General features: G+C 62.1%; 20 protein-coding genes. 11 read left to right on the top strand and 9 right to left on the bottom strand.

Annotated features, from left to right (window positions below; genetic code table 11):
• Positions 1-50 precede the first annotated feature (50 nt).
• Positions 51-572 (top strand): tRNA (adenosine(37)-N6)-threonylcarbamoyltransferase complex ATPase subunit type 1 TsaE, encoded by a 522-nt coding sequence (gene tsaE, locus BN3544_RS02560; RefSeq protein WP_019428604.1) that lies wholly within the window; start codon positions 51-53, stop codon positions 570-572.
• Complete coding sequence (locus BN3544_RS02555; protein WP_019428603.1) at positions 562-1,983, top strand: N-acetylmuramoyl-L-alanine amidase; 1,422 nt, start codon at positions 562-564, stop codon at positions 1,981-1,983. The genes tsaE and BN3544_RS02555 overlap by 11 nt, the downstream gene beginning before the upstream one ends.
• Here the strand turns inward: BN3544_RS02555 and BN3544_RS02550 are convergent.
• The 4 genes from BN3544_RS02550 to BN3544_RS02535 are packed head-to-tail and all read right to left on the bottom strand — an operon-like array spanning position 1,980 to position 5,118.
• Positions 1,980-2,645, bottom strand: a complete 666-nt coding sequence (locus BN3544_RS02550; protein ID WP_019428602.1) for a transaldolase family protein — start codon at positions 2,643-2,645, stop codon at positions 1,980-1,982. The genes BN3544_RS02555 and BN3544_RS02550 overlap by 4 nt on opposite strands.
• Positions 2,642-3,865 (bottom strand): ROK family transcriptional regulator, encoded by a 1,224-nt coding sequence (locus BN3544_RS02545; RefSeq protein ID WP_019428601.1) that lies wholly within the window; start codon positions 3,863-3,865, stop codon positions 2,642-2,644. The genes BN3544_RS02550 and BN3544_RS02545 overlap by 4 nt, the downstream gene beginning before the upstream one ends.
• 30 nt (positions 3,866-3,895) lie before the next feature.
• Positions 3,896-4,336 carry an RbsD/FucU family protein gene (locus BN3544_RS02540; protein ID WP_019428600.1) on the bottom strand — a complete coding sequence of 147 codons (441 nt, stop codon included), beginning with the start codon at positions 4,334-4,336 and terminating at the stop codon, positions 3,896-3,898.
• Entirely contained in the window at positions 4,330-5,118 is a 789-nt protein-coding gene (locus BN3544_RS02535; protein ID WP_036074673.1) for an ATP-binding cassette domain-containing protein, read from the bottom strand. Before BN3544_RS02535 ends, BN3544_RS02540 begins: the two co-directional genes overlap by 7 nt.
• A gap of 164 nt (positions 5,119-5,282) precedes the next feature.
• Here BN3544_RS02535 and BN3544_RS02530 point away from each other — a divergent pair, with 164 nt between their 5' ends.
• From BN3544_RS02530 to BN3544_RS02520, 3 genes are all read left to right on the top strand, one after another.
• Entirely contained in the window at positions 5,283-6,248 is a 966-nt protein-coding gene (locus tag BN3544_RS02530) for a sugar ABC transporter substrate-binding protein (RefSeq protein WP_019428598.1), read from the top strand.
• 70 nt (positions 6,249-6,318) lie between these two features.
• Positions 6,319-7,263, top strand: coding sequence for an ABC transporter permease (locus BN3544_RS02525; protein WP_019428597.1), 945 nt, complete (start codon positions 6,319-6,321; stop codon positions 7,261-7,263).
• 89 nt (positions 7,264-7,352) lie between these two features.
• Entirely contained in the window at positions 7,353-8,312 is a 960-nt protein-coding gene (locus tag BN3544_RS02520; protein ID WP_162131418.1) for a PfkB family carbohydrate kinase, read from the top strand.
• A 161-nt stretch (positions 8,313-8,473) separates the two neighbouring features.
• Here the strand turns inward: BN3544_RS02520 and BN3544_RS02515 are convergent, their stop codons facing one another.
• Positions 8,474-9,112: a DedA family protein gene (locus BN3544_RS02515; protein ID WP_019428595.1), complete on the bottom strand. Its 639-nt coding sequence runs from the start codon at positions 9,110-9,112 to the stop codon at positions 8,474-8,476.
• Between the two features lie 37 nt (positions 9,113-9,149).
• On the opposite strand from BN3544_RS02515, the gene mutL reads away from it, so the two are divergent.
• From mutL to BN3544_RS02490, 5 genes are all read left to right on the top strand, one after another.
• Positions 9,150-11,225, top strand: a complete 2,076-nt coding sequence (gene mutL, locus BN3544_RS02510) for a DNA mismatch repair endonuclease MutL (RefSeq protein WP_019428594.1) — start codon at positions 9,150-9,152, stop codon at positions 11,223-11,225.
• A 265-nt stretch (positions 11,226-11,490) separates the two neighbouring features.
• The gene (locus BN3544_RS02505; RefSeq protein WP_019428593.1) at positions 11,491-12,708 is read left to right on the top strand and encodes a multidrug effflux MFS transporter; all 1,218 of its coding nucleotides are present in this window, start codon (positions 11,491-11,493) and stop codon (positions 12,706-12,708) included.
• Positions 12,705-13,661 carry a tRNA (adenosine(37)-N6)-dimethylallyltransferase MiaA gene (gene miaA, locus BN3544_RS02500; RefSeq protein WP_026036410.1) on the top strand — a complete coding sequence of 319 codons (957 nt, stop codon included), beginning with the start codon at positions 12,705-12,707 and terminating at the stop codon, positions 13,659-13,661. The genes BN3544_RS02505 and miaA overlap by 4 nt, the downstream gene beginning before the upstream one ends.
• Positions 13,658-15,328: an SGNH/GDSL hydrolase family protein gene (locus BN3544_RS02495; protein ID WP_019428591.1), complete on the top strand. Its 1,671-nt coding sequence runs from the start codon at positions 13,658-13,660 to the stop codon at positions 15,326-15,328. Before miaA ends, BN3544_RS02495 begins: the two co-directional genes overlap by 4 nt.
• Positions 15,325-17,325 (top strand): acyltransferase family protein, encoded by a 2,001-nt coding sequence (locus BN3544_RS02490; protein WP_019428590.1) that lies wholly within the window; start codon positions 15,325-15,327, stop codon positions 17,323-17,325. Before BN3544_RS02495 ends, BN3544_RS02490 begins: the two co-directional genes overlap by 4 nt.
• Before the next feature lie 20 nt (positions 17,326-17,345).
• Here the strand turns inward: BN3544_RS02490 and flgJ are convergent, their stop codons facing one another.
• Positions 17,346-18,470, bottom strand: coding sequence for a flagellar assembly peptidoglycan hydrolase FlgJ (flgJ, locus tag BN3544_RS02485; RefSeq protein ID WP_081499333.1), 1,125 nt, complete (start codon positions 18,468-18,470; stop codon positions 17,346-17,348).
• A 175-nt stretch (positions 18,471-18,645) separates the two neighbouring features.
• On the opposite strand from flgJ, the gene BN3544_RS02480 reads away from it, so the two are divergent.
• On the top strand, positions 18,646-19,935 hold the full coding sequence (locus tag BN3544_RS02480; RefSeq protein ID WP_155820310.1) for a GDSL-type esterase/lipase family protein: 1,290 nt from the start codon (positions 18,646-18,648) through the stop codon (positions 19,933-19,935).
• Positions 19,936-19,968: 33 nt separating this feature from the next.
• Here the strand turns inward: BN3544_RS02480 and arfB are convergent, their stop codons facing one another.
• The 3 genes from arfB to BN3544_RS02465 form a co-directional block, all read right to left on the bottom strand.
• Positions 19,969-20,373: an alternative ribosome rescue aminoacyl-tRNA hydrolase ArfB gene (gene arfB, locus BN3544_RS02475; RefSeq protein WP_019428587.1), complete on the bottom strand. Its 405-nt coding sequence runs from the start codon at positions 20,371-20,373 to the stop codon at positions 19,969-19,971.
• A 104-nt stretch (positions 20,374-20,477) separates the two neighbouring features.
• Positions 20,478-20,996 carry a DUF1178 family protein gene (locus BN3544_RS02470; protein ID WP_019428586.1) on the bottom strand — a complete coding sequence of 173 codons (519 nt, stop codon included), beginning with the start codon at positions 20,994-20,996 and terminating at the stop codon, positions 20,478-20,480.
• Positions 20,997-21,008: 12 nt separating this feature from the next.
• On the bottom strand, positions 21,009-21,593 hold the full coding sequence (locus tag BN3544_RS02465; RefSeq protein WP_036074694.1) for an NUDIX domain-containing protein: 585 nt from the start codon (positions 21,591-21,593) through the stop codon (positions 21,009-21,011).
• Between the last annotated feature and the right edge of the window lie 12 nt (positions 21,594-21,605).

Genomic DNA, 21,605 nt, shown 5'->3' with positions numbered 1-21,605 from the left:
CGTTGAGCAGTCACCCAGCGATTGTAGGAAGCCCCGCTACAACCCCGCCCTTGCCCCTGGTTTGGGAGGGCTTGTGGCCCCATGAGGCGGCCACGCAAGCCTTTGCCACGCAACTGGCCCAGGCCCTGATCACTTGGCCGGGCGGACGCGATGCCCGCATTGAGCTGCGCGGCAATCTGGGGGCGGGCAAAACCACGCTGGTGCGCCACCTGCTGCGCGCCGCCGGGGTGCAAGGCCGCATCAAAAGCCCGACCTATGCGGTGGTCGAGCCACACCAAGCGGGCTCGGGCGAAAGTGCTTGGCCCATCTGGCATTTTGATTTTTACCGCTTCAACGACCCACAAGAGTGGGAAGACGCGGGTTTTCGCGACATCTTTGCCGGGCCGGGACTCAAGCTCATGGAATGGCCAGACAAGGTGGCAGGCCAACTGCCGCCGCCCGACTGGGTGATTGCGCTGGACGCACTGGACGAGGACCAACGCGGCGTGCACATCAGCGCAGGCACCCCGCGAGGCCAACACTGGCTGCAAGCGTGGCCGACCCCACCTGCGGGGGCCGAGCATGCGCGCTGATCGCCGCCGACTGATCCAGGCCGGTTTTTGTGTGCTGAGCCTGGGCGCGACACAACTGGCACGTGGCGCCAATATGCTGGCTGTGCGTGTTTGGCCCGCCCCTGATTACAGCCGCGTCACGCTCGAATCGGACACCCCGCTCAAAACCACGCAAACCTTCATCGCTTCCCCACCCCGGCTGGCCGTGGACATTGAAGGCCTTCAACTGAACGCCGCTCTGCGCGAACTGGTCGGCAAGGTGCAAGCCTCTGACCCCAACATTGCTGGCATTCGTGTGGGCCAATACAGTACCGAGGTGGTGCGCTTGGTGATTGACCTGAAACACCCCATCGCGCCGCAGGTCTTCAGCCTTCCGCCGGTAGCGGCTTATGCCCACAGGCTGGTGCTCGACCTTTACCCCATCCAGACCATTGACCCCCTGGAGCAGTTGATTCAAGAACGGGTCTCGGCCAAAACCACGCTGCCTGCACCGGCCCTGCCCAGCGCAGCCCCGGTGAACGACCCCTTGGGCGAGCTGATCGCCCGCCAGACCCGTGCAGGCTCTGCCATCGGTGTACCCGGCCTGCCCACGCCTTCTGTAACGCCCCCTGCCGCCCTGTCCACCCGCCGCCAAGACTTGACGCCCCCGGCAGGCCCGTACATCGACAGCCAGGACCATCCGCCACGCGCAGAGTCCAACAACAAGGCCGACCGATTGATCGTGATCGCGCTGGACCCGGGCCACGGCGGCGAAGACCCTGGCGCGATTGGCCCTGGTGGCACACGCGAAAAAGATGTGGTGCTCAAAATCGCCAAAATGCTGCGCGACCGCATCAACGCCAGCAGCGTCAATGGCAACCCCATGCGGGCCTACCTGACACGCGATGCTGACTTTTTTGTGCCCCTTCATGTGAGGGTACAAAAAGCCAGACGCGTACAAGCAGACCTGTTTGTCAGCATCCATGCCGATGCGTTTTTCACGCCTCAGGCCAGCGGTGCCAGCGTGTTTGCGCTCAGTCAAGGTGCGGCCTCCAGCAGTGCAGCACGCTGGATGGCGCAAAAAGAAAATAAGGCCGACTTGATCGGCGGCATCAATCTGGGCAGTCAGGACGCGCAGGTGCAACGGGCCTTGCTGGACATGAGCACGGCAGCGCAAATTAAGGACAGCATGATGTTGGGCGGTAGCTTGCTGCGCGAGATCAGCGGCGTGGGTCGCCTGCACAAACCCAGGGTCGAACAAGCAGGGTTTGCGGTCCTCAAAGCCCCCGACATTCCCAGCGTGCTGGTGGAAACCGCGTTCATCAGCAACCCGGCAGAAGAAGACAAGTTGCGCAGCGACGTTTATCAGCAGCAACTCACCGATGCTTTGATGCGCGGCATCCTGCAATACTTTTCGCGCAACCCGCCGCTGGCGCGCAACCGAAGCCTTTAAGGCTTTTGGCTCGTCACCACATCCTGGTCAAACTGGGCCATGGCCGCCAAAGTGAGCGGGTCGGTGGCCAGACTGGCGGCAAACTCGGGGCGCACCGTGACCGCATGGGCACCGGCTGCGATCAGGCGCGAGAGCACGTCGGCCGACTTGATGCTGGCGGCCAGCAGCTGCAGGCCGTCGGCTTGCACCGCCACGCAGGCCTCGATCAGCGACCAGACATCGCGGCCATCGGCTTGCAGACGGCCCACATAAGGCGCAACGTAATTGGCACCTTGGGCCCTCGCCCACAGCAGTTGCACGGGGTTGGACAAACCCGTCAGCAGCGTGGGCACGCCCCAGGCCTGCACTTCACGCAAGACCGGCTGCCAGTCAGGGTGGCACGGCAGCTTGATGGTCAGGCGCACACGGGCCTGCACAGCGGCAGGCAGCAGGACTTCGAGCCATTGCGCGGCCTCGCCCACATCGGCTCGGGGCAATTGCAGCATCAACTCGGGCATGCGGGCCTCGCCCGCCTGCGCCACCAATTGCAGATAGCCAGGCAAGCTGACCGGCAAGCCCGCCTGCATCACCAACGTGGGGTTGGTGGTCACGCCCTGCACCGGTGGGCAACCCGCAGGCAAAGCCCATTGCCGGGCATCGGCGCTGTCCAGATAAAACTTCATGCGGCGTCCTGTTTCAAGAAGATGTCTTTGTCGGGGAAAAACTGGCTGTGCAGCGGCAGCAAAGCGCCGCCCAAGGCACGGGCGTGCGGGCCCACCTGCCCGGCCAACAACTGAGGCTGGTGCATGCCGTCAAAGCGGTACTGGGCCAGTGCGTCTTGTGTGGCGTTCATCAGGGCGGTCATGAGCGGTGCGCCCAGCGAGCCATCCATCACCACCGCATCCAGATCGAGCAAGGCCGCCGAGCTGGCCACCGTCATGGCCAGCGCTTGGCTGGCTTGGGCTATCCAAGGGGCGGTAAACGGGGCATACGCAGCGTCCATGATGGCCGCTTGGTGAATCAACAAGGGGTCGTGCCCGGCGGCCAGCAGGCTTTGCTCAAGCTGCCAGCCCGAGGCTTTTTGCAGCAACTGTGGCGGCATGCCCAAGCCCTTGGATTCGGATGAGGCCAAGCCCACGGGCAAAGAGCCAATCGCACCGGCATTGCCGCGTTCGCCGTTCATGATGTGGCCCGACAGCACCAAGCCGCCACCGATGAAGGTGCCCACGAACACATACAAAAAGCTGCGCACGCTGCGGCCATGGCCTTGCAGCAACTCGGCCACGCAGGCGGCTGTGGTGTCTTTGGCAAACACCACGGGCAGGTCTGTCAGGCGCTGCACTTGCTCGGCCAAATCGATGTGCTCCCAACGGGCCAAGGCCTGCGCCGCTTGCCCGCCCATCAGGTCAGCCCATTTGTGCAAAGACAAAGGCGCGGTCAAACCCACCCCCACAGTGCGTGCCCACAAATCACCCATGCGCGCTTGCAGCGTCTGCAAGCCTTGCGCCATCGACAGAAACAAACCATCGGGGTCGGGGTAGTCGTAAAGCACCTCCACGCGCTCGACCGGTTGGCCGGTGAAGTCGGCGACCAGCAACTCCATGTTGCGTCGCCCCACCTGAATGCCGACACTGAACGCGCCCTGCGGATGGAGCGACAGCGGCACCGAAGGCTGGCCGATCTTGCCGCGCACCCGGTCTTGTTTGACCAACAAACCATCGTCGAGCAAGCGGCCCACGATGATGGCCACCGTCTGGGTTGACAGCTGGGTCAGTCGGGCCAGATCGGCCTTGGGAATGGCACCATGGTGACGGATGGCCTGCAGCACGATGCGCTCATTGAACTGACGCATCCCGACATGGTTGGAACCGCGCATGGCGGAGTTGGGGGATGCGGAGTTCATGCAACGGAGCCGTTCAACAATCAGGAAAAATCAAAGAAGAATCACGCCTTTGCAAAACAAGGCGTTGCCGTAAGCCGTGCCCTCACCGCTTTGAACGATCAGGCTGGCCGCCTTGATTTTCTCGTAAAACGCGTAGCGTTCCACCGACTCAACCTGCTCGGCCTTGAAACCTTCGGCCACCACCAGATCGACCACGGCTTGCTGAGCTGCTGTGCGGTGGCCGTCTGCGCTTTGACACACGCGCATGAAGGCCGCAGGCTGCGCCACATCCACGGCCAGCGGAAACACCGACAACACGGCACGACTCACCCGCTCCAAGCTGTTGCCAGGCAAGCGCACCACGGGCTTGCCGTGGCTCAGAAAGTCGGCGGTGAAGTTGGCGTCCACCACCGCCACCCATTCACCGTGACCCATGGCGCACAGGTGCATCAGCAGCTCAGGTGTCAACAGCGGATCAAGCCCTTTCAGCATGTGACCGCCTCTTCAGAACGCAGGCTGGCGGGGTCGATCGCGCCAGTGATCAGGCCAACGATTTGTTCAGGACTGGTCTCGCGGGTCAGGCGGCTGCAAATGATGCGGCCTTGACGGAACACCCAGATGCGGTCCACCAGGTCAAACACCTGGCGCAGGTTGTGGCTGATGATGATCAGCGGGATGCCTTGCTTTTTGAGACCCTTGATGATCTCTTCCACGCGGGCGGTCTCTTGCACGCCCAAGGCCGCCGTGGGCTCGTCCAGGATGATCAGTTTTTTGGCAAAACCGGCCGCACGGGCAATCGCCACGCACTGGCGCTGACCGCCCGACATGCCGCGCAGGCTCTCGGACATGTCCTGAATTTTCACACCCGTGGTGGACAACATGCTGGCGGATTTTTCGCGCATGGCCTTGTGGTTCAGGATAGACAAGGGCCCCAAATTCAGGCGCGTGATCTCACGGCCCAAAAAGATGTTGGCCGGCACGTCCAGGTCTTCGGCCAGCGCCAGCGTCTGGTACACGGTCTCAATGCCCTGCTCTCGGGCATCCAGCGGCGACTCAAAATTGACTTTGCTTCCGTCCAGCAGGATGTCGCCGGCATTGGGCTGCTCAGCCCCGGTGATCAGGCGCACAAAAGTGCTTTTGCCCGCGCCGTTGTCGCCGACGATGGCGGCGTGCTCGCCGGGCAAGAGGCGAAATTGGGCATCGGTCAGGGCTTTAACCCCGCCGTAGTGCTTGGTCAATTGCTGAATTTCGAGAACGGGTGTGGATGTCGACATGGCGGCTACTTTCACAATGAATGGCCCGGATCATGAATGATTTGTTGAAAAACCGTATTAGTAAAACTACTAGGTTTACTTAGTCATCTTTTTCGTTTCCAATCCGTTCGCGGACAAGAAAACGGTTTTTTGTTCGAATTGACCTCAACAACGGAGATAACCCCATGATCACGAAACGCACATTCGGCCGTCTGGCCATCGCTGCAGCAGCTGCCACTTTGTTCACCTCGGCCATGGCCGCAGACGTGACGGTGGCTTACATCACCAACGGCAACACCAACGAAGGTTGGACTTTGATCAACGGCGGCGCCAAAAAAGCGGGCAGCGCCAATGGCGTCAAATTCATCGAATTGGCCGCAGACAAAGGCGAGTTGTCACGTCAACTGGCCATCGTCGAAGACATGATCACCCGCAAAGTCAACGCGATCGCCATCGCGCCTGTGGACTCGGCTGGCATCGCCCCCGCCATCAACAAGGCCTTGGCCGCTGGCATCGCTGTGATCGCTGTGGACACCGGCATCACCGGCGCCAAGATCACTTCTTACGTCGCCACTGACAACATCAAAGCCGCCAACGTGCAAGGCAAGTGGGCTGCAGGCGAGATCAAAGACGGCGACACCGTGATCTACGTGACTGGCGACCAAGGTCAGTCGACTGGCCAAGAGCGCAAAAAAGGCTTTGTGGACGCCCTGAACGCTGGCCGTAAGAACGTCAAGATCGTTGAAGTCGCCACCACTTGGGACCAGACCATGGCCCAAAACGGTGTGGAAGCTGCTTTGCGCGCCAACCCCACTGCCAAGGTGATCGCCTGCGCATGGGACGGCGGCGCTTTGGGTGCCAAGGCCGCGTTGATGGCCGCTGGCAAGAAGCCAGGCGACGTGAAAATCGCTGGCTTTGACGGCTCCCCTGGTGGCCTGGACATGATGAAGCAAGGCTGGCAACAAGCCAACGCCGCGCAAATGCTGGCCAAAATCGGCCAAGTGGGCGTGGAAACCGCCATTGCTGCAGCGCAAGGCAAAAAAGTGGAAGCCCGCATCGACACCGGCTCCTTCCTGGTGCTGCCTGCCAACGTGGACAAGTTCGCTGCCGACTCCGGCGTGGGCCAGTTCATGAAAGTCAAGGCTAAATAAATCAAGGCCCTGATTTGGCCCGCCCGGACCTGCAGGTCCGGGCTTATCAGTTTGAAATACCGAGAAATTTATGAAATCCATCACACGACAAGAGTGGTACGGCGCCCTGGTGGCAGTGATCGTTCTGGGCGTTTTGCTCACCTTCGCTTCGCCTTACTTTTTGACCACTGGCAACCTGTCCAACATCCTGGTGCAGGCCTCGGTGATCGCCTTGCTCGCAGGTGGACAAACCTTTGTGATCTTGACCGGTGGTGTCGACTTGGCCGTGGGTGCGTTGACCGCACTGGCCGGTGCTGTGGCCGGTCACATGATGATCAAAATGGGCATTGACCCTTATCTGGCCATGCTCATGGCGCTCGCCATTGGCGCAGCGGTGGGCGTGTTCAACGGTTACCTGGTCGCTTTTGTCGGCATCCCGGCCTTCATCGTCACGCTCGGTGGCCTGACGCTGTGGCGCGGTCTGGCCTTTGACATGACCGGTGGCTTTGACAACGCCGGTTTGCCCGACCCCCTGCCCTTCATCGGTTACGGCGATGTGCTGGGCGTGCCCATGCCCACGCTGATCACCGGCATCTTTTTTGTCGTGATGGCCTTCGTGTTGTCGAGCACCAAAATTGGCCGTTACGTGTACGCCATGGGCTCCAACGAAATGGGTGCCCGCCAAGTGGGCATCAACATCCGCTGGTACAAGCTGGGTGTTTACGTGATTTCTGGCCTGTGCTGCGCGCTGGCCGCCATTGTGCTGATGGCCCGCATGGACTCGTCCAGCGGCAAGATGGCGCAAATGTTCGAGCTGGACGCGATTGCCGCTGTCATTTTGGGCGGCACCTCGCTGTTTGGCGGTCGCGGCAGCATCTGGGGCAGTTTGTTGGGCGCGGTGCTGATCACCATGATCCGCAACGGCATGAACCTGATGGAAGTCTCGCAGTTCAAGCAAATGATGGCCATTGGCGCGGTCGTGATCGTGGCCGTATGGATCGATGTGGTGCGCCGCAAGCATCTGCTCAAAAAATAAACACCACGGCGTCATCGCCGGGACTTGCCCTTCGTCTTAAACCCTGTGGCCTGAACGTTCAGGCCACATCACGTTGCCCATTGATGCCCATGACCACTCCAATTTTTGTGTTGGGCGAAGCCCTGATGGACTGCATCGCCCAGCCCGATGGCCAATTGCGTCCACTCATGGGCGGCAGCCCCTTCAACATGGCCCGCGCCGCCGCCTTGCGCGGTGCCAGCGCGGCCTACCTCAACCCCTTGTCCACCGACTTGTTCGGCCAAGGCTTGGCACAGTTGCTGCTGCGTGACGGGGTTGCGCTGCAAGGTGGCCAGAGCCGCCTGCCCACCTCGCTGGCCGTGGTGCAAGTGACGGATGGGCAGCCGAGCTACGGCTTTTACCGCGAAGGCATTGCCGACCGCGACTACGCCGTGGACAGCATCGTGACTTTGCTGCGCCAAAGCGCAAAGCCCGGCATTTTGCACACGGGCTCTTTGCTGTTGATCCCACCCGAACACCACAAAGTGGTGGCTATTTTGAAGGCGGCACGCGAGATGGGCTGGACCATCAGCGTGGACATCAATTTGCGGCCCAAAGTGGCGCATGACCTGACCGAATATGTGCAAGCCCTGCGCGAAGTGATCGCCCTGACCGACTGGCTCAAAGCCAGCGACGAAGACCTCGAAACCATGGGTTTTGCAAATGTGGCCATCGGTGAATCGCACCGCTTGGTGCACGAACTGCGTCAAATGGCTGCCGCAGCGGGCATGGCCACCCACACCTTGAGCCGCGTGGCCCTGACCTTTGGCGGCGAAGGCGCACACCTGGACATCGAAGGCCAATCGCACCACCTGCCCGTGCCCCGCATCACCGTGGCCGATACCGTGGGCGCAGGCGACACCTTTTGGGGCAACACCCTGGCCGACTGGGCCTTGCAGCCCCATGACGATGCCGCTAGCGCTGGCGCTCGGGTGGCCCAAACGCTGGAAAACGCCATGAAAGCCGCCGCCATCAACTGCACCCGCCAAGGCTGCCAGCCACCCACTTGGGCTGAAGTGCAGGCGTTTTAAGTCTGCACAAAAATCGAAATAAGTCAGCTTCTAGGTCGCGACTTCAGCTCTGACGGGGCCTGTTAAAAATGCTGTCTCGGAGCTAAAGCCACCAAGCTAAAAAACCGGGAGTTCGTCAACTCTGCAACTGGGCAAGCAAGCGACCTTGACCTGGGGTAGCTTCACGCGGCCTTGCGTGCCCGCCAAGCACCGGCAACCGCGATCAGTCCCGGCACCAAGATCAATGCCCAGATGATCTTGGACAGGTGGGTTTGCACAAAGGGCAAGTTGCCAAACAGGTAGCCGACCAGCGTCAGGCCCACCACCCAAATGGCTCCGCCCACCACGTTGTAAAGGGTGAATTTACTGCGTGTCATTTCGGCCACGCCCGCCACAAAAGGCACAAAAGTGCGGATAAACGGCATGAAGCGGGCCAGGACGATGGTGATGCCGCCGTACTTTTCGTAAAAGGCATTGGCCTGCAAAAAGGCTTGGCGGTTGAAAAACCGGGAGTCTTCCCACTTGAACACTTTGGGACCAAAATAACGCCCGATCGTGTAATTGGTCTGGTCACCCAAAATCGCCGCCACCAGCAACAAGCCCATGGCCAGTGGCAAGCTCATCAGCTCGGCCCCGCACATGGCACCCACAATGAACAGCAAAGAGTCGCCCGGCAAAAACGGCATGACCACCAAGCCGGTTTCGACAAAGATGATGACAAACAGCAAGGCGTATACCCAGGCCCCGTATTGGCCCACAAAGGCCTCCAGGTAACGGTCAACATGAAGGATGAAATCAAGGAGTTGCAAAAGAAGGTCCATGGGCCGATTATCCCCGGCCAAGCCCTAAAATCAGGCAGTGACCTCCCAACAGACCCCGGCGACCGCGCGCCGCCCCATTCGCGAACTCCCCGATGAACTGATCAGCCAAATCGCCGCAGGCGAGGTGGTCGAACGCCCCGCTTCGGTCGTGCGCGAGCTGGTGGACAACGCCATGGACGCCGGAGCGCGCAGCATCACGCTGCGCCTGATGGGCGGCGGCACCCGTTTGATTTCGGTCGAAGACGACGGCGGCGGCATTGCCCCGGACGAGCTGGCCACGGCCCTCAAGCGCCACGCCACCAGCAAGATTGGCAACCTGAATGACCTCGAATCGGTCATGACCATGGGCTTTCGGGGTGAAGCGCTGGCGGCCATCAACTCGGTGTCTGAACTGACCTTGCTGTCGCGCATGGACGGCCAAGCCAACGCCTTTGCCCTGGATGGCCGCACTGGCGAGATCCGCCCCGCGGCCCGCGCAGTGGGCACCACGGTGGAAGTCAAAGAACTGTTTTTCTCGACCCCCGCACGCCGCAAGTTTTTGAAAAGCGACAGCACCGAACTGGCGCACTGCATCGAAGCTGTGCGCCGCCACGCGCTGGCGCGCCCCGATGTGGGCTTTGCCATCTGGCACGAAGGCAAACTGGTCGAGCAGTGGCGCGTGCACCCCGGCAAAGCGGGCTTGGAGCAGCGCCTGGCCGATGTGCTGGGCGAAGAGTTTGTGGCGCAGTCCATCGCCGTGGAATACAACGCCGGGCCGCTCAAAGTGATCGGACGCGCCGGCCTGCCCGACGCCGCCCGCTCGCGCCCCGACCACCAATTTGCCTATGTCAATGGCCGCTTTGTGCGCGACAAAGTGGTCATGCACGGCGCACGCAGCGCCTACGAAGACGTGCTGCACGGCCACAAACAACCGGCCTATGCGCTGTTCATGCAAATCGACCCCACGCTGGTCGATGTCAACGTGCACCCGACCAAGATCGAAGTGCGCTTTCGCGACAGCCGCGCCGTGCACCAAGCGGTGCGCCATGCACTGGAAAACGCTTTGGCTGCGCCGCGTGCGCACAAGCTGAGTGAGGCCTCCGGCGACAGCCTCTTGGCCACATCGGCTGGGGCTTTGCCCGCATCGGCGCAAGCGTTCGAATTGCAAAACGGCCCTTCACCCAAGGCGCTGCCCGAATCGGCCGCCTGGCAACAAAGTGGCATGGCTTTTGAACGCCCGGGACTGGCCCACTTCAACGCCCCCAGCCACAAACCGGCTGATTTTTTGCGCCCGCGTGTGGACGGCGAACAGGCCATGACCGACCTCAAGGCGCTGTGGCAGCCCACAAACGAAGCCGGCAGCGAAGTCAGCGCGGGCTGGTCAAGTGATGGCACCCCGCAGGGCCCCATGCCACCGCAGGCGGCTGAAGCCTCTGGCATGTGGGCCATCTCGCCGAAACCCGACAGCCAGGCACTGGCAGGGGCAAATGCCGACAGGGCGCAAGGCACTCCGGCCGCCCCTTTGCCCGAGGGCGACTGGCCTTTGGGTCGCGCGGTGGCGCAGTTGCATGGCGTTTACATCTTGGCTGAAAACAAGCAGGGCCTGGTGGTGGTGGACATGCACGCCGCACACGAACGCATCGTGTACGAGCGCCTGAAAAACCAGCTGAACACCGCCCACGGCGATGGCCCGCGCATCGCCAGCCAGCCTTTGCTGATCCCTGCCACCTTTGCCGCGACCCCAACCGAAGTGGCCACCGCCGAAGCCTGCGCCGAAGCGCTGGAACAGCTGGGTCTGGAGATCTCGCCCCTGTCGGCCAAAACCCTGGCCGTGCGTGCCGTGCCCACCAGCTTGGCCCAAGGTGATGCGGTTGAGCTGGCCCGCAGCGTGCTGGCCGAACTGGCCCAACACGATGCCAGCACCGTGGTGCAACGCGCCCAAAACGAGATTCTGGCCACCATGGCCTGCCACGGCGCAGTCCGCGCCAACCGCCGACTGACGCTCGATGAGATGAACGCGCTGCTGCGCCAGATGGAGGAGACCGAACGCTCCGACCAGTGCAACCACGGCCGCCCAACCTGGCGTCAGATGACGATGCGGGATTTGGACGCCTTGTTTTTGCGGGGCCGGTGATGAGGCAACCACACAGCGATGGTTGGGGTCGGTACGCGGACTGCCCGATTTGGCGAGCGTAGCGAGTATGAGGGCAGCCGCGTACCGACCTCAACCATCGCGGTCCACGAAGACAGCCAACCTCAAACAAGCAGTGAAGCTGGTTTTCGGACTGCCCGATTTGGCGAGCGAAGCGAGTATGGGGGCAGCCGCGTACCGGCCTCAACCATCGCGCTCCACAAAGAAACCACCGCCAAAGCAGCGTAAGACTCCAAACAAAAACAGCATGCCGCAAAAACTGATCGTCCTCATCCTCGCCCTGCTGCTCGGCCTGCAACCCGTCACCACCGACCTGTACTTGCCCGCCCTGCCGGCCATCACCCAAGGCTTTGGCGCAGGCATGGGACAAGCCCAACTCACCCTCACGGCGCTGCTGCTGGCCTTTGGGCTGTCGCAACTCGTCTGGGGGCCGTTGTCCGACCGCTTTGGTCGCCGCCCCATCTTGCTATGGGGCATGGCGGCTTACACCGCGTCCTCTGTGGCCTGTGCCTTGGCGCCCAGCATGGCTTGGCTGATCGCGGGGCGCACGCTGCAAGGCATCGCGATGGGCGCGGGCGTCATGGCCGCACGCGCCGTGGTGCGCGATTTGTTTCAGCCCGCACAAGGCGCTACCGTCATGTCGCAAGGCCTCACTGGACTGGGCATCATTGCCTGCGCCTGTGCGCCACTGGGTGGCATGCTGACCGACTGGTTGGGCTGGCGCATCGCCTTGCTCATGCTCGCGGTATTTGGCGCTGCCACACTCGCCCTGTTGTATTGGCGCTTTGAAGAAACCCTGGCCCGCCCCGACCCACATGCCCTGAGCGCACGCCCCCTCATCCGAGCCAACCTCGACATCCTGCGCAACCCGGTGTTCCTCACTTGGTGTGCTTTGTCGGCGGGTTCGTACCTGGGCCTGTTCACCTTTTTGGCCAGTTCCTCGTTTGTCTTCGTCACCTTCATGGGCTACAGCAAAACGGCCTATGGCTTTCTCATGCTCAGCATGTCGCTGTCGTACATCGTGGGCACCTTCTGGTGCCGCTGGATGCTGCGGCGCACCAGCGTGCACCGCACCGTGGGCATCGCCGCGGTGCTGACCATCACCGGCGGCGTCAGCATGACCGCACTGGCTTATGCAGGCCAAGGACAAGACTGGTACGGCGCTTGGGCGGTGATGGGGCCGATGTACATCTTCATGCTGGGCCACGGCGTGCACCAACCCTGCGGACAAAGCGGCGCGGTTGCGCCCTTCCCGAACCGGGCCGGCACGGCATCGGCCTTAAACGGCTTTTTGATGATGCTGGGTGCCTTTTTCATAGGCGGTTGGCTGGGCACACACATGGACCGCCCGGTGTTTGCCTTGGCCCACGGCCTGTTGCTGTGCGCCATCTTCATCACCCTTGTGGCGTGGACCAGTGTGCAGCGCCATGGCCGCCCGGTGGTCACATCGGTCAAACCAACATGAGCCAACGCCCTGTCGACGCCATCGCCCTCGTCGGCCCCACGGCCAGCGGGAAAACTGCTGCGGCATTGGCACTGGCCGAAAGCCTGCAAGGTCATGGGGGTGCAGAAATCATCAGCATCGATTCGGCCTTGGTTTACCGGGGCATGGACATTGGCACGGCCAAGCCCAGCCGCCAAGAGCTGGCCGCCGTGCCGCACCACCTGATCGACACCCTGGACCCGCTGCACAGCTACAGCGCGGCCGAATTTGCCAAAGACGCCACACGGTTGATCCACGACATCCGCGCACGCGGCAAGACGCCTTTGTTGGTGGGAGGCACCCTGCTTTACCTCAAGGCTTTGCTCGAAGGCCTGAACGATATTCCCGCAGCCAACCCTGAGGTGCGCAGCCAAATTCAGCAGCAGGCCGAGCGCCTCGGTTGGCCCGCTTTGCACGCCCAACTGGCCCAAGTGGACCCGACCACCGCCGCACGCTTGGCCCCGGGCGACAGCCAGCGCATTGGCCGTGCGCTGGAAGTCTGGACCGCCACGGGCCAGACCTTGACGTCGTTTCACCAAAGTGCCAAAAGAAACGCGCCCGACTGGTACCTGCCCATCATCAGCCTGGAACCCGCCGACCGGGCCTGGTTGCACGGGCGCATTGCCCAACGCTTTGACCAAATGATGGCGGCGGGTTTCATGGACGAGGTGCGCACTTTGCGCCAACGCGGCGACCTGAACCCCGACCTGCCCTCGATGCGCTGCGTGGGTTACCGCCAAGCCTGGGAAGGGTTGGACGCAAACTGGCCCGAAAATGAAATCCGAGAGCGCGGGATTTTTGCGACGCGGCAATTGGCCAAACGCCAAATCACCTGGCTGCGCAGCATGCCGCAGCGCAGGGTGGTGCAGGCCGATGGGCCACAAGACCCGGTCACCCGCGTGGTGGCTCTGGCCCGGGAGTGTTTGCAGAAATGAAAATGCGTTTTTGGATGCTGGTGTGGGGCTGTTTGTGCGTTGGAGCTGGGGCTCAGCAGACGCATTCGGCCCCAACAAGCCCAACAAGCCCAACAAGCCCATCGGCCATCTTGGCCTCTGTGGTCTCGGTGCAATCACGCCACATCGACCACACCGGAGCGCGATCCGTAGAGCTGGTTTGCCCGCGCAAAGGTCCGGCCCCAACCAGGCCATCAAGCGCAGCCACAGAGCCCACCGAAATTCCTGATGACGACGAAGTCGAACAAGCCTTGCAGGAGGCTCGTGCGCAGGCACAAGCTCCGGCGAATCCGCATGCCAAAGGAAACATCGGGGGCCTTGAGGGCTTTGGAAGTGCCAAACAGTTGTTCCGCAGCGGCGCTTTGTGGCAGGGCTTGCCAGGCCACTTGCCAGGCCACTTGCCCGGCCGTTTGCGCATGGCCATCTGGGGCGACAGCCACATGGCGGCTGCGTTTTTCAGCGACCACTTGCTGCGTCAAATGGTGCGGCAAGGAGCGTACGCCGATGCCACTGTCGAGAGTCATTTCGTCCATGCCGGGGTAGGCCACGGCGGCGTTCGCGCCTTGGTGCGCAAGACCTGTTTGTCTGGTGACTGGGGGCGCGAAATGGCCTATGCCCACGCCGATGCCGCCGCCGCACCCGGTCCGGGCATGACGAGCCTGGTGGCCAAAAGCCCCGGTGCCACACTGGCCATGGACCTGCGTGACGCACAAGGCCAGGCCCGTCACACTCGCTTGCAAATCCTGCACCACGGGGATGGTGCAAACGCTGTACGGCTGGCCATCAGCCTGAACGGCGAAGCCGAAACACAGGTCACTTTGGCGGCACAAGCCGGACCCAACGCCTTGGCGCTGACCACCAATGCCCCGCTGTCCACCTTGCAAATTCGCGTGGTCGAGGGGGCCTTTCGCTTTCAGGGCCTCAAGCTAACGGAACCGGCCACACCCACCCACACACCCACCACAACACTGACCCCGACCCTTCACCTGGACCTGTTCGCCTACCCCGGGGCCACCGTGGCGGGCTGGGTGCGCAGCGATTTGGCTTACCTGGCGTCGTGGTTCACCGACCCGCCTTATGACTTGGCCTTGATCGCTTTTGGCACCAACGAAGGCAACGACCCGCGGTTCAACGAGGCCGCCTACCGCGACACCTTGAACCAAGCGCTGCGCAACTTCCGCCAAGTCTTTCCGCAGACGCAATGTGTGCTGATCGGGCCGGGCGATCGGGGCATCCGGGTCGCCAAACCCAAAGCGGCCAAAGGCAGCAAAAAACAAGCCGCTCAAAAACCAAGCGGCCAGGCCAGCGCCAGCAAAAACAGCAAAGCGGTCAGCGGCAAAGAAAAGAAAGCCACGTCGAAAACCAGCGCCCCCCCCAGGCCGCCCAACACCTCTGCTGGGCCTGTAGCCCATTTGCTCAAGTACAGCCGCATTCACACGCTGATCGGCCAAGTTCAGGCCGAGGTAGCGGCCCAGAACGGCTGTCTGGCCTGGAGCATGCAAGACGCCATGGGCGGCGCAGGCAGCGCCTACCAATGGGCGCGAAAAAATCCACCGCTCATGGCCCCTGACCTGATCCACTTCACCCCGGCCGGTTACCGTGAACTGGCCGACCGCTTCATGGCCGACTTCGGCCTGGCCAAGCCATGAGTGCATGGGCCCGATTGCCAGGCTTGGATGGCTTGCGCGGCGTGGCTGTGTTGGCCGTTATCGCTTACCACCTGAATCTGGGCAACTTCCTGCCTGCGGGTTTTCTGGGCGTGGATATTTTCTTCACCGTGTCTGGTTTCATCATCACGGCGCTCATGTTGCAAGAGCACGCAAAGACCGGCCAGATTGACTTTGCGGCCTTTTACCTGCGCCGAGCACGCCGCTTGTTTCCGGCTGCGCTGCTCATGCTGTTGTTGCTGGTACCGCTCACACCGCTGTTGCAGCCTGCCGCGCTGCCGCGTCTGCGCGAAGACCTGCCTGCTGCCTTTTTGTACGTTTCCAACTGGTGGCAGATCGTGGCGCAGCAGTCGTATTTCGAGGCGATTGACCAGCCTCGGCTGCTGCAACACCTGTGGTCACTGGCCGTAGAAGAGCAGTATTACCTGCTGTGGCCGCTGGCTGCACTGTCGCTTTTGAACCGGGCCGGCCGCACAGGTCTGGGCATGTGTGCCGCGCTGATTGCCTTGGCCAGCACCGCTTGGATGGCGTGGCTCTATGCCACTCAAATAGACGGCGGCGACCCCAGTCGGGTGTATCTGGGCACCGACACCCATTTGATGGGGCTGCTGGCGGGATCGGCCCTGGCCGCCTGGTGGAACCCCTGGAAAATCCGCATGGCCTCGCCTGCGAGCGACGAATTGCTGAACTTGGCAGGCACAGCCGCCTTGGCCGCGCTGATCTGGGGCATGGCCGAAACCCACGAAGGCACGCCTGGGCTGTACCAAGGCGGTTTCTTGCTGGCCGTCATGCTGACCTGCATGGTCATTGGCGCAGCCACCCGTGAGGGCACTTGGGTGGCTTGGATGCTTTCCACTCGCCCCATGCTGTGGCTGGGGGCACGCTCTTATTCGCTGTACCTGTGGCATTGGCCTGTGGTGGTCTGGCTGCGCCCGTCCTCACAGGCTGACGCCCTGGAGCTGACTTGGGTCAACGCTGCCCGCTTGGCCATCACCCTGCTGTGCGCCGAAGCCTCTTACCGTTGGGTTGAAACCCGCTGGATCCACGGCTTCAAGGGCAAGCCCCGGCGACGCAGCATGACACTCGCCCTGTCGCTTTTGGTAGGGGTCAACGCAGGGGTCTTGGGCTTCATGCCGGCCGCCCCTCAAGCCCACAAGACCGCGCAGCTGCCAGAGGCCGCCCAAGCCGCAAGCGCCAGCCCCGGGCCAGTGACACCGCCCGGGGTCAACGGTGCGCGTTACCCCAAAATCACCCTCGTGGGTGACTCGGTTTTGCTGGGTGCCAGCCCTTACCTGTTGCGGCGTTTGCCATCTGCTTCGGTGGAAGCCAAGGTGGGCAGGCAAGGCAGCGATGGCCTGAAAGTGGTGCAAAGCCTGCGCGAAGAAGCGCAACTGGGCGATGCAGCGGTCATCCACCTGGGCACCAACGGCTATTTGGCAGAAAAGCAATTTCGCGCTTTGCTAGAGCAACTGACCGACCGCAAGTCTGTTGTGGTGGTGAATGTTTACGGCGCAAGACGCTGGACCAGCCCCAACAACGACATGATTGCGCGGGTGAGCCAAGATTTTGGCAATGTGCGATTGGTCGACTGGCATGCCATTGGGCAGGCCAACCCGAACTACTTTGTGCAAGACGGCATCCACCTGTCGGGCAGCGGGATTCATGCCTATTACAACCAGATCCGCATGGCTTTGGGTCAGCCCGAAGCCTTGGTCTCTGGGCCGCCCCTGCGGCAACTCAAACGCCCACAACTGCCCAAGCCTTCGGCCCAGCCAGAGCCCGCCAATCCGGAGCCCAAGGCAACAAATTCGCCTGCAGGTACGACCTTGTCCTCCACCGCGTTGACCGACACCGGCACCAGCCCGTCGGCGCAGCCAGGCAGCACAGGCCAAGAGCCAACAGGCCTTGCCAACCACTCGCCTGTGTCTACGCCCATGTCCACGCCCATGTCCAACCCCAAGCCATCGCCTGGCGATTGAGCGCTTTGTGAGCCCGAACGTCAGGGCAAAATTTTGGGGATGCCCAGCTCGGCATAGGGCGACTGGCGCCATTGCCGCGAACCAACAACGGGCAGGCCCGCGCCACCAGGCAAGGTGTTCAGTGCACTGTTCATGACACCCAAGACACTGTCTGCCGAGGTTTGCCCACCTTGCTGGCGCATGTTGAGCATTTGTGCGGTCGTGGGCAGTATCGCAGCCGCCATGGCGGGCACAGTGCCTTGCAGGCGCTGTGTTTTTTCGATCATCGAGCCCAGCACGCTGGCGTAGTTGGGTGCCGTGGCATAACCGGCTTGTTGCAAGGCCGCCGCATAGGCCTGTGGATCACCCAGATGGCGCATCGCGTTGGCGTAACGCGGACTTTGGCTGATCAAACGGGCATAGTCATTGAACGACTCTTCATAGCTGCCGTAGGCGCGAAACTGCCCCCGCACCTTTTGCGCTGTGCCATTCACAAATTCGGTGGTCCATATTTCGGCCACAGGCCCCTTCCAGTTGGCCCCAGCGCGGATGCCAAACAGGTTGTGCGAGTTGCGGCCGTCGTCAAAACGGATTTCGTGCTTGCCCCAGCCGGTTTCGAGGGCGGCTTGCGCCACCATAAAAGTGGCGGGAATGCCACTGGTGGCTTGGGCCTGACGGGCGTGGGCAGCATGCTGGGCCAAAAATGCCCAGGAATCGGCCGCAGCGGGGCCGTCAGGGGAAGCAGACAAACGGCTGGCCGATGCCATGGCGTTGGGCGGCAGGCTAGCCAATGGCGTAGTGCGCGTGTCAGGCTGCAAGGCCTCGGCCATGGCCAAGGTGGTTGCCGACGACAAATCAATGCGTTGCTCAGGGTAGATCAAGTTGGCATTGGGAATGCCGTTGTCGGCCGCCACCTTCAACGCCACCCGGTACAACTGCTCACCCGAGAGTTGCAGAGGCGAACGCGTGTCCTGCAGGCGTTTTTGAATCAGCCCACTCAGGGTATCGCCGGGGCGCACAGTCACCACCTCGCCCGGCTGCGTGAGCCGAGACAGGGTCTGGGAAAATGCCCCAACCTGTGGCATTGAACGCGCAGACGCGCCCGCCAGGCGGTCCGATGATTCGGACGCCGTGGGGGTGAATGTCGTTACAGCAAGCAAGGTCATGGCATCATGTGCGGCCAGTGCGGCCGGTGCACGGGCGTAGAAAAAGTTGACGGGTATTCCACAGTCTGTTCAGCATGAGCAATTTTCAAGCCTGAATTAACAGATACCCCCAGGCCGCTCGAACCAACACCTAAGTGGTACAAACACCCACTTCTATTGCTCAACGGACGCACTTTTGACACCGGTTTTTTACAGATTCACCGCCGCCCTCGTCACGGCCTGTTTGTCGCTCAACACCCTCGCAGAGCCCGACATCATGCTGTTGCGAGTGAATGGGCAGCGCGATCCGGCCGAATTCAACTGTCCGCCCTCCAAGTCACGGGCTTTTGCAAGCCCCCCGCGTTCTGGCCATGCCACAACGGCAACAGCAGCAAGCCCTGACGCCGCAAGCGAACCGATGCCACCCGAATGGCGTCAGGCGTACACACCGCCCGTGCACAAGCACACGCTGGGACCCAAAATCGGCCTGTGGGGCGACAGCCACACGGCGTCCGGCACCTTTGCCGACAGCCTGTTAGAGGCACTGCGCCTGCCGCATGCACAGACCCACCCCAGCTTCATTGCCCCGACCTTCGGAGTGAAGGGCATTCGCCAGCCCCTGCGCCGCGCCTGCCTGAGTGACGACTGGCACCTGAGCATGGCCTACCGCAGCCCCACCGAAGGCCCGCAGGCCTATGCCAAATCGCTGGCCCACTTGGGCACCGAAGACGCTGGTGCATTCATGTGGCTGGACTTTCGCTACCCCGATGCCCAGACCCGGGTGAGATGGGCCGACATCCACTTTGCCAAAGACAAGGCCGAGCGCAGCCTGGTGCTGGGCATCACCGTTGATGACGGCGCAGAAGCCATCGTCGACCTCGGGCCAAGCAGCAGCCAGCGCCTGCGGGTGCAAGCAGAGCAGGCCTTTGCGACATTGCGCTTACGGGTCATCGCTGGACAAATTCGCATCGACGGCATCGCTCCGGTGTACGAGGGCAAGACCCAGGCCATCCTGGATGTGTTCAGCATCCCCGGGGCCACGGCCAGGGGCTGGCGTGTGGTGGACAGCGGCCACTTGCGCCGGGAAGACCCACTGAACGCGGGCTACGATGTGGTCATCTTGCAATCGGGCACCAACGAATCGCTGGACCCGGATTTCAAGGTTGGGCTGTACGAGGCCCAGCTGAGCGCCAGCCTCAGCCGCCTGAAAAACGCCTACCCCCAAGCCCGATGCATCCTGATCGGCCCGCCCGATGCCCAACGATCGTCCAACACCCTGCGCCTGATCAACGACAGCCAGTACCGGCTAGCCATCGCCAAGGGCTGCGCCCACTGGCACTGGCAAAAAGCCATGGGCGGCCCGGGCGCCGCACAGCGATGGTTAGCCAAAGGCTGGATGCAAGCCGACCTGCTGCACCTGACGCCCGAGGGCTATGCGCAAAGCGCACGCAGTTTGGTGAGTGTGGTGCCGATCAAGTCGCGGTGACCGTTCTCAAGGCAGACTGGCTGCCCAAGAATTTCAAGCCCCGGTGTCGTTGCGCCGGCTTGCTTTCAGGCGCGATTGCATCGACTTGCCCTCCAGTCGCCGTTTCACCGAGCCATAAGTCGGCTTGGTGGCCTTGCGGGGCTTTGGGGGCTTGGCATACAGGTCTAACGTTTCATAAAGGCGCGCCCACGCATCCATCCGGTTGGCCTCTTGAGTGCGGTGGCGCTGGGCCTTGAGGATGAAGACCCCCTCTTGCGTCAGACGGTTGTCGCCGGACTGCAGCCAACGCTGCTTGATGTCATCGGGCAAAGATGCGTTGGCCACATCAAACCGCAGCTGAATGGCACTCGAGACTTTGTTGACGTTTTGCCCACCCGGGCCTTGTGCGCGGATGGCCGTCAGTTCGACCTCGGCGTCTTGGATGTGGAGGGTGTTCATGGGCTGCCGCGAGTATGACGCAGACGGTGGGGCTTGACGGTCATGGAGGTCACGCTCTGTCGATCTGATCAAATCTTTCAGAGCGCAGGGCTGGTGCGCCCGCTTTACTGCAGCGGGCCTTTGAGGTTCTCAGGCACTGGCAAGGGCATGACGTCGATGCCCTCTTCGAGCAAGGCTTCGGTTTCTTCGCGAGTAGCCTGGCCACGAATGTTGCGTTCTTCGCGCTCACCGTAATGAATCTTGCGGGCTTCTTCGGCAAACTGAGGGCCAACGTCTTCGGTATTGGCCATGACGTGGCGCACCATGTTCATCATGGCCGCTTGCATTTGTTGCAAGCCGTGCAGATCGGGCCGCTGGCGATGCGGGTCCGCCGGGTCCGGCAACGCAGGTGTGGCCGCAGGACTGGCATTGTCTTTGGCTTCCGTTTCAGCCTTGCTCGACACCGGGGCCCCGCCGTGCCCCAGGTTCAGTCGCGGCGCAGACAGCATTTTGACAATGTCGCTGTCGTTGCACACCGGGCACGTAACCAACCCGCGCGCACGTTGTGCGTCGTAGTCGTCTTGAGAACCAAACCAGCCTTCAAAGCTGTGGCCCTGCGGACATTGGAGGTCCAGCACTTTCATGGGTAGAAGGTCTCAGGGCAAGGTTTGCCAGGTCAGCGGCCAGCTGCCCGCAAGCATGTTCTGTAGCCACAGCACGCCCGTGAGGGTTTTGGCATCGGTGACTTGCCCGTCGCGGCACCAGGCCATCAACTCGGCAGGAGTCGCGGTGAAGACGTCCAGAAACTCTTCAGAATCCAGTTGCCGCTCACCCAGCGTCAGGTCTTTGGCAAACCAGATTTCGATTACTTCGGTCGAGTACGCAATCACAGGGTGCAACACGCCTGCCCTCGCCCACTGACGGGCGGTGTAACCGGTTTCTTCCATCAGTTCGCGCTGAGCACACAAGCCAGGTTCTTCGCCCGCATCGAGCTTGCCAGCAGGGAACTCGATCATCACCTGCCCGACGGGGTAGCGGTATTGGCGCTCCAACACAAGGCGCAGGCCCTCGGGTGTGTCGAGCAGCGGAATGACCATGACCGCACCCGGGTGAACCACATATTCGCGCGTGGCCAATCCTTGATTGGGCAATCGAACGGTATCGCGAAAGGCGTGCAAGAAGTTGCCGCGCAGCAATTCTTGCTGGCTGACCCGGTGCTCGATCAGGTGCTCGTCAGACATGCGCGCGTCCAA

Source organism: Limnohabitans sp. Rim47 (genome assembly GCF_001517545.1).
In the GTDB taxonomy this organism is placed as follows: domain Bacteria; phylum Pseudomonadota; class Gammaproteobacteria; order Burkholderiales; family Burkholderiaceae_C; genus Limnohabitans_A.
The sequence above is the reverse complement of the archived record's forward strand: the minus strand, read 5'-3'. Positions and strand labels throughout refer to the sequence as shown.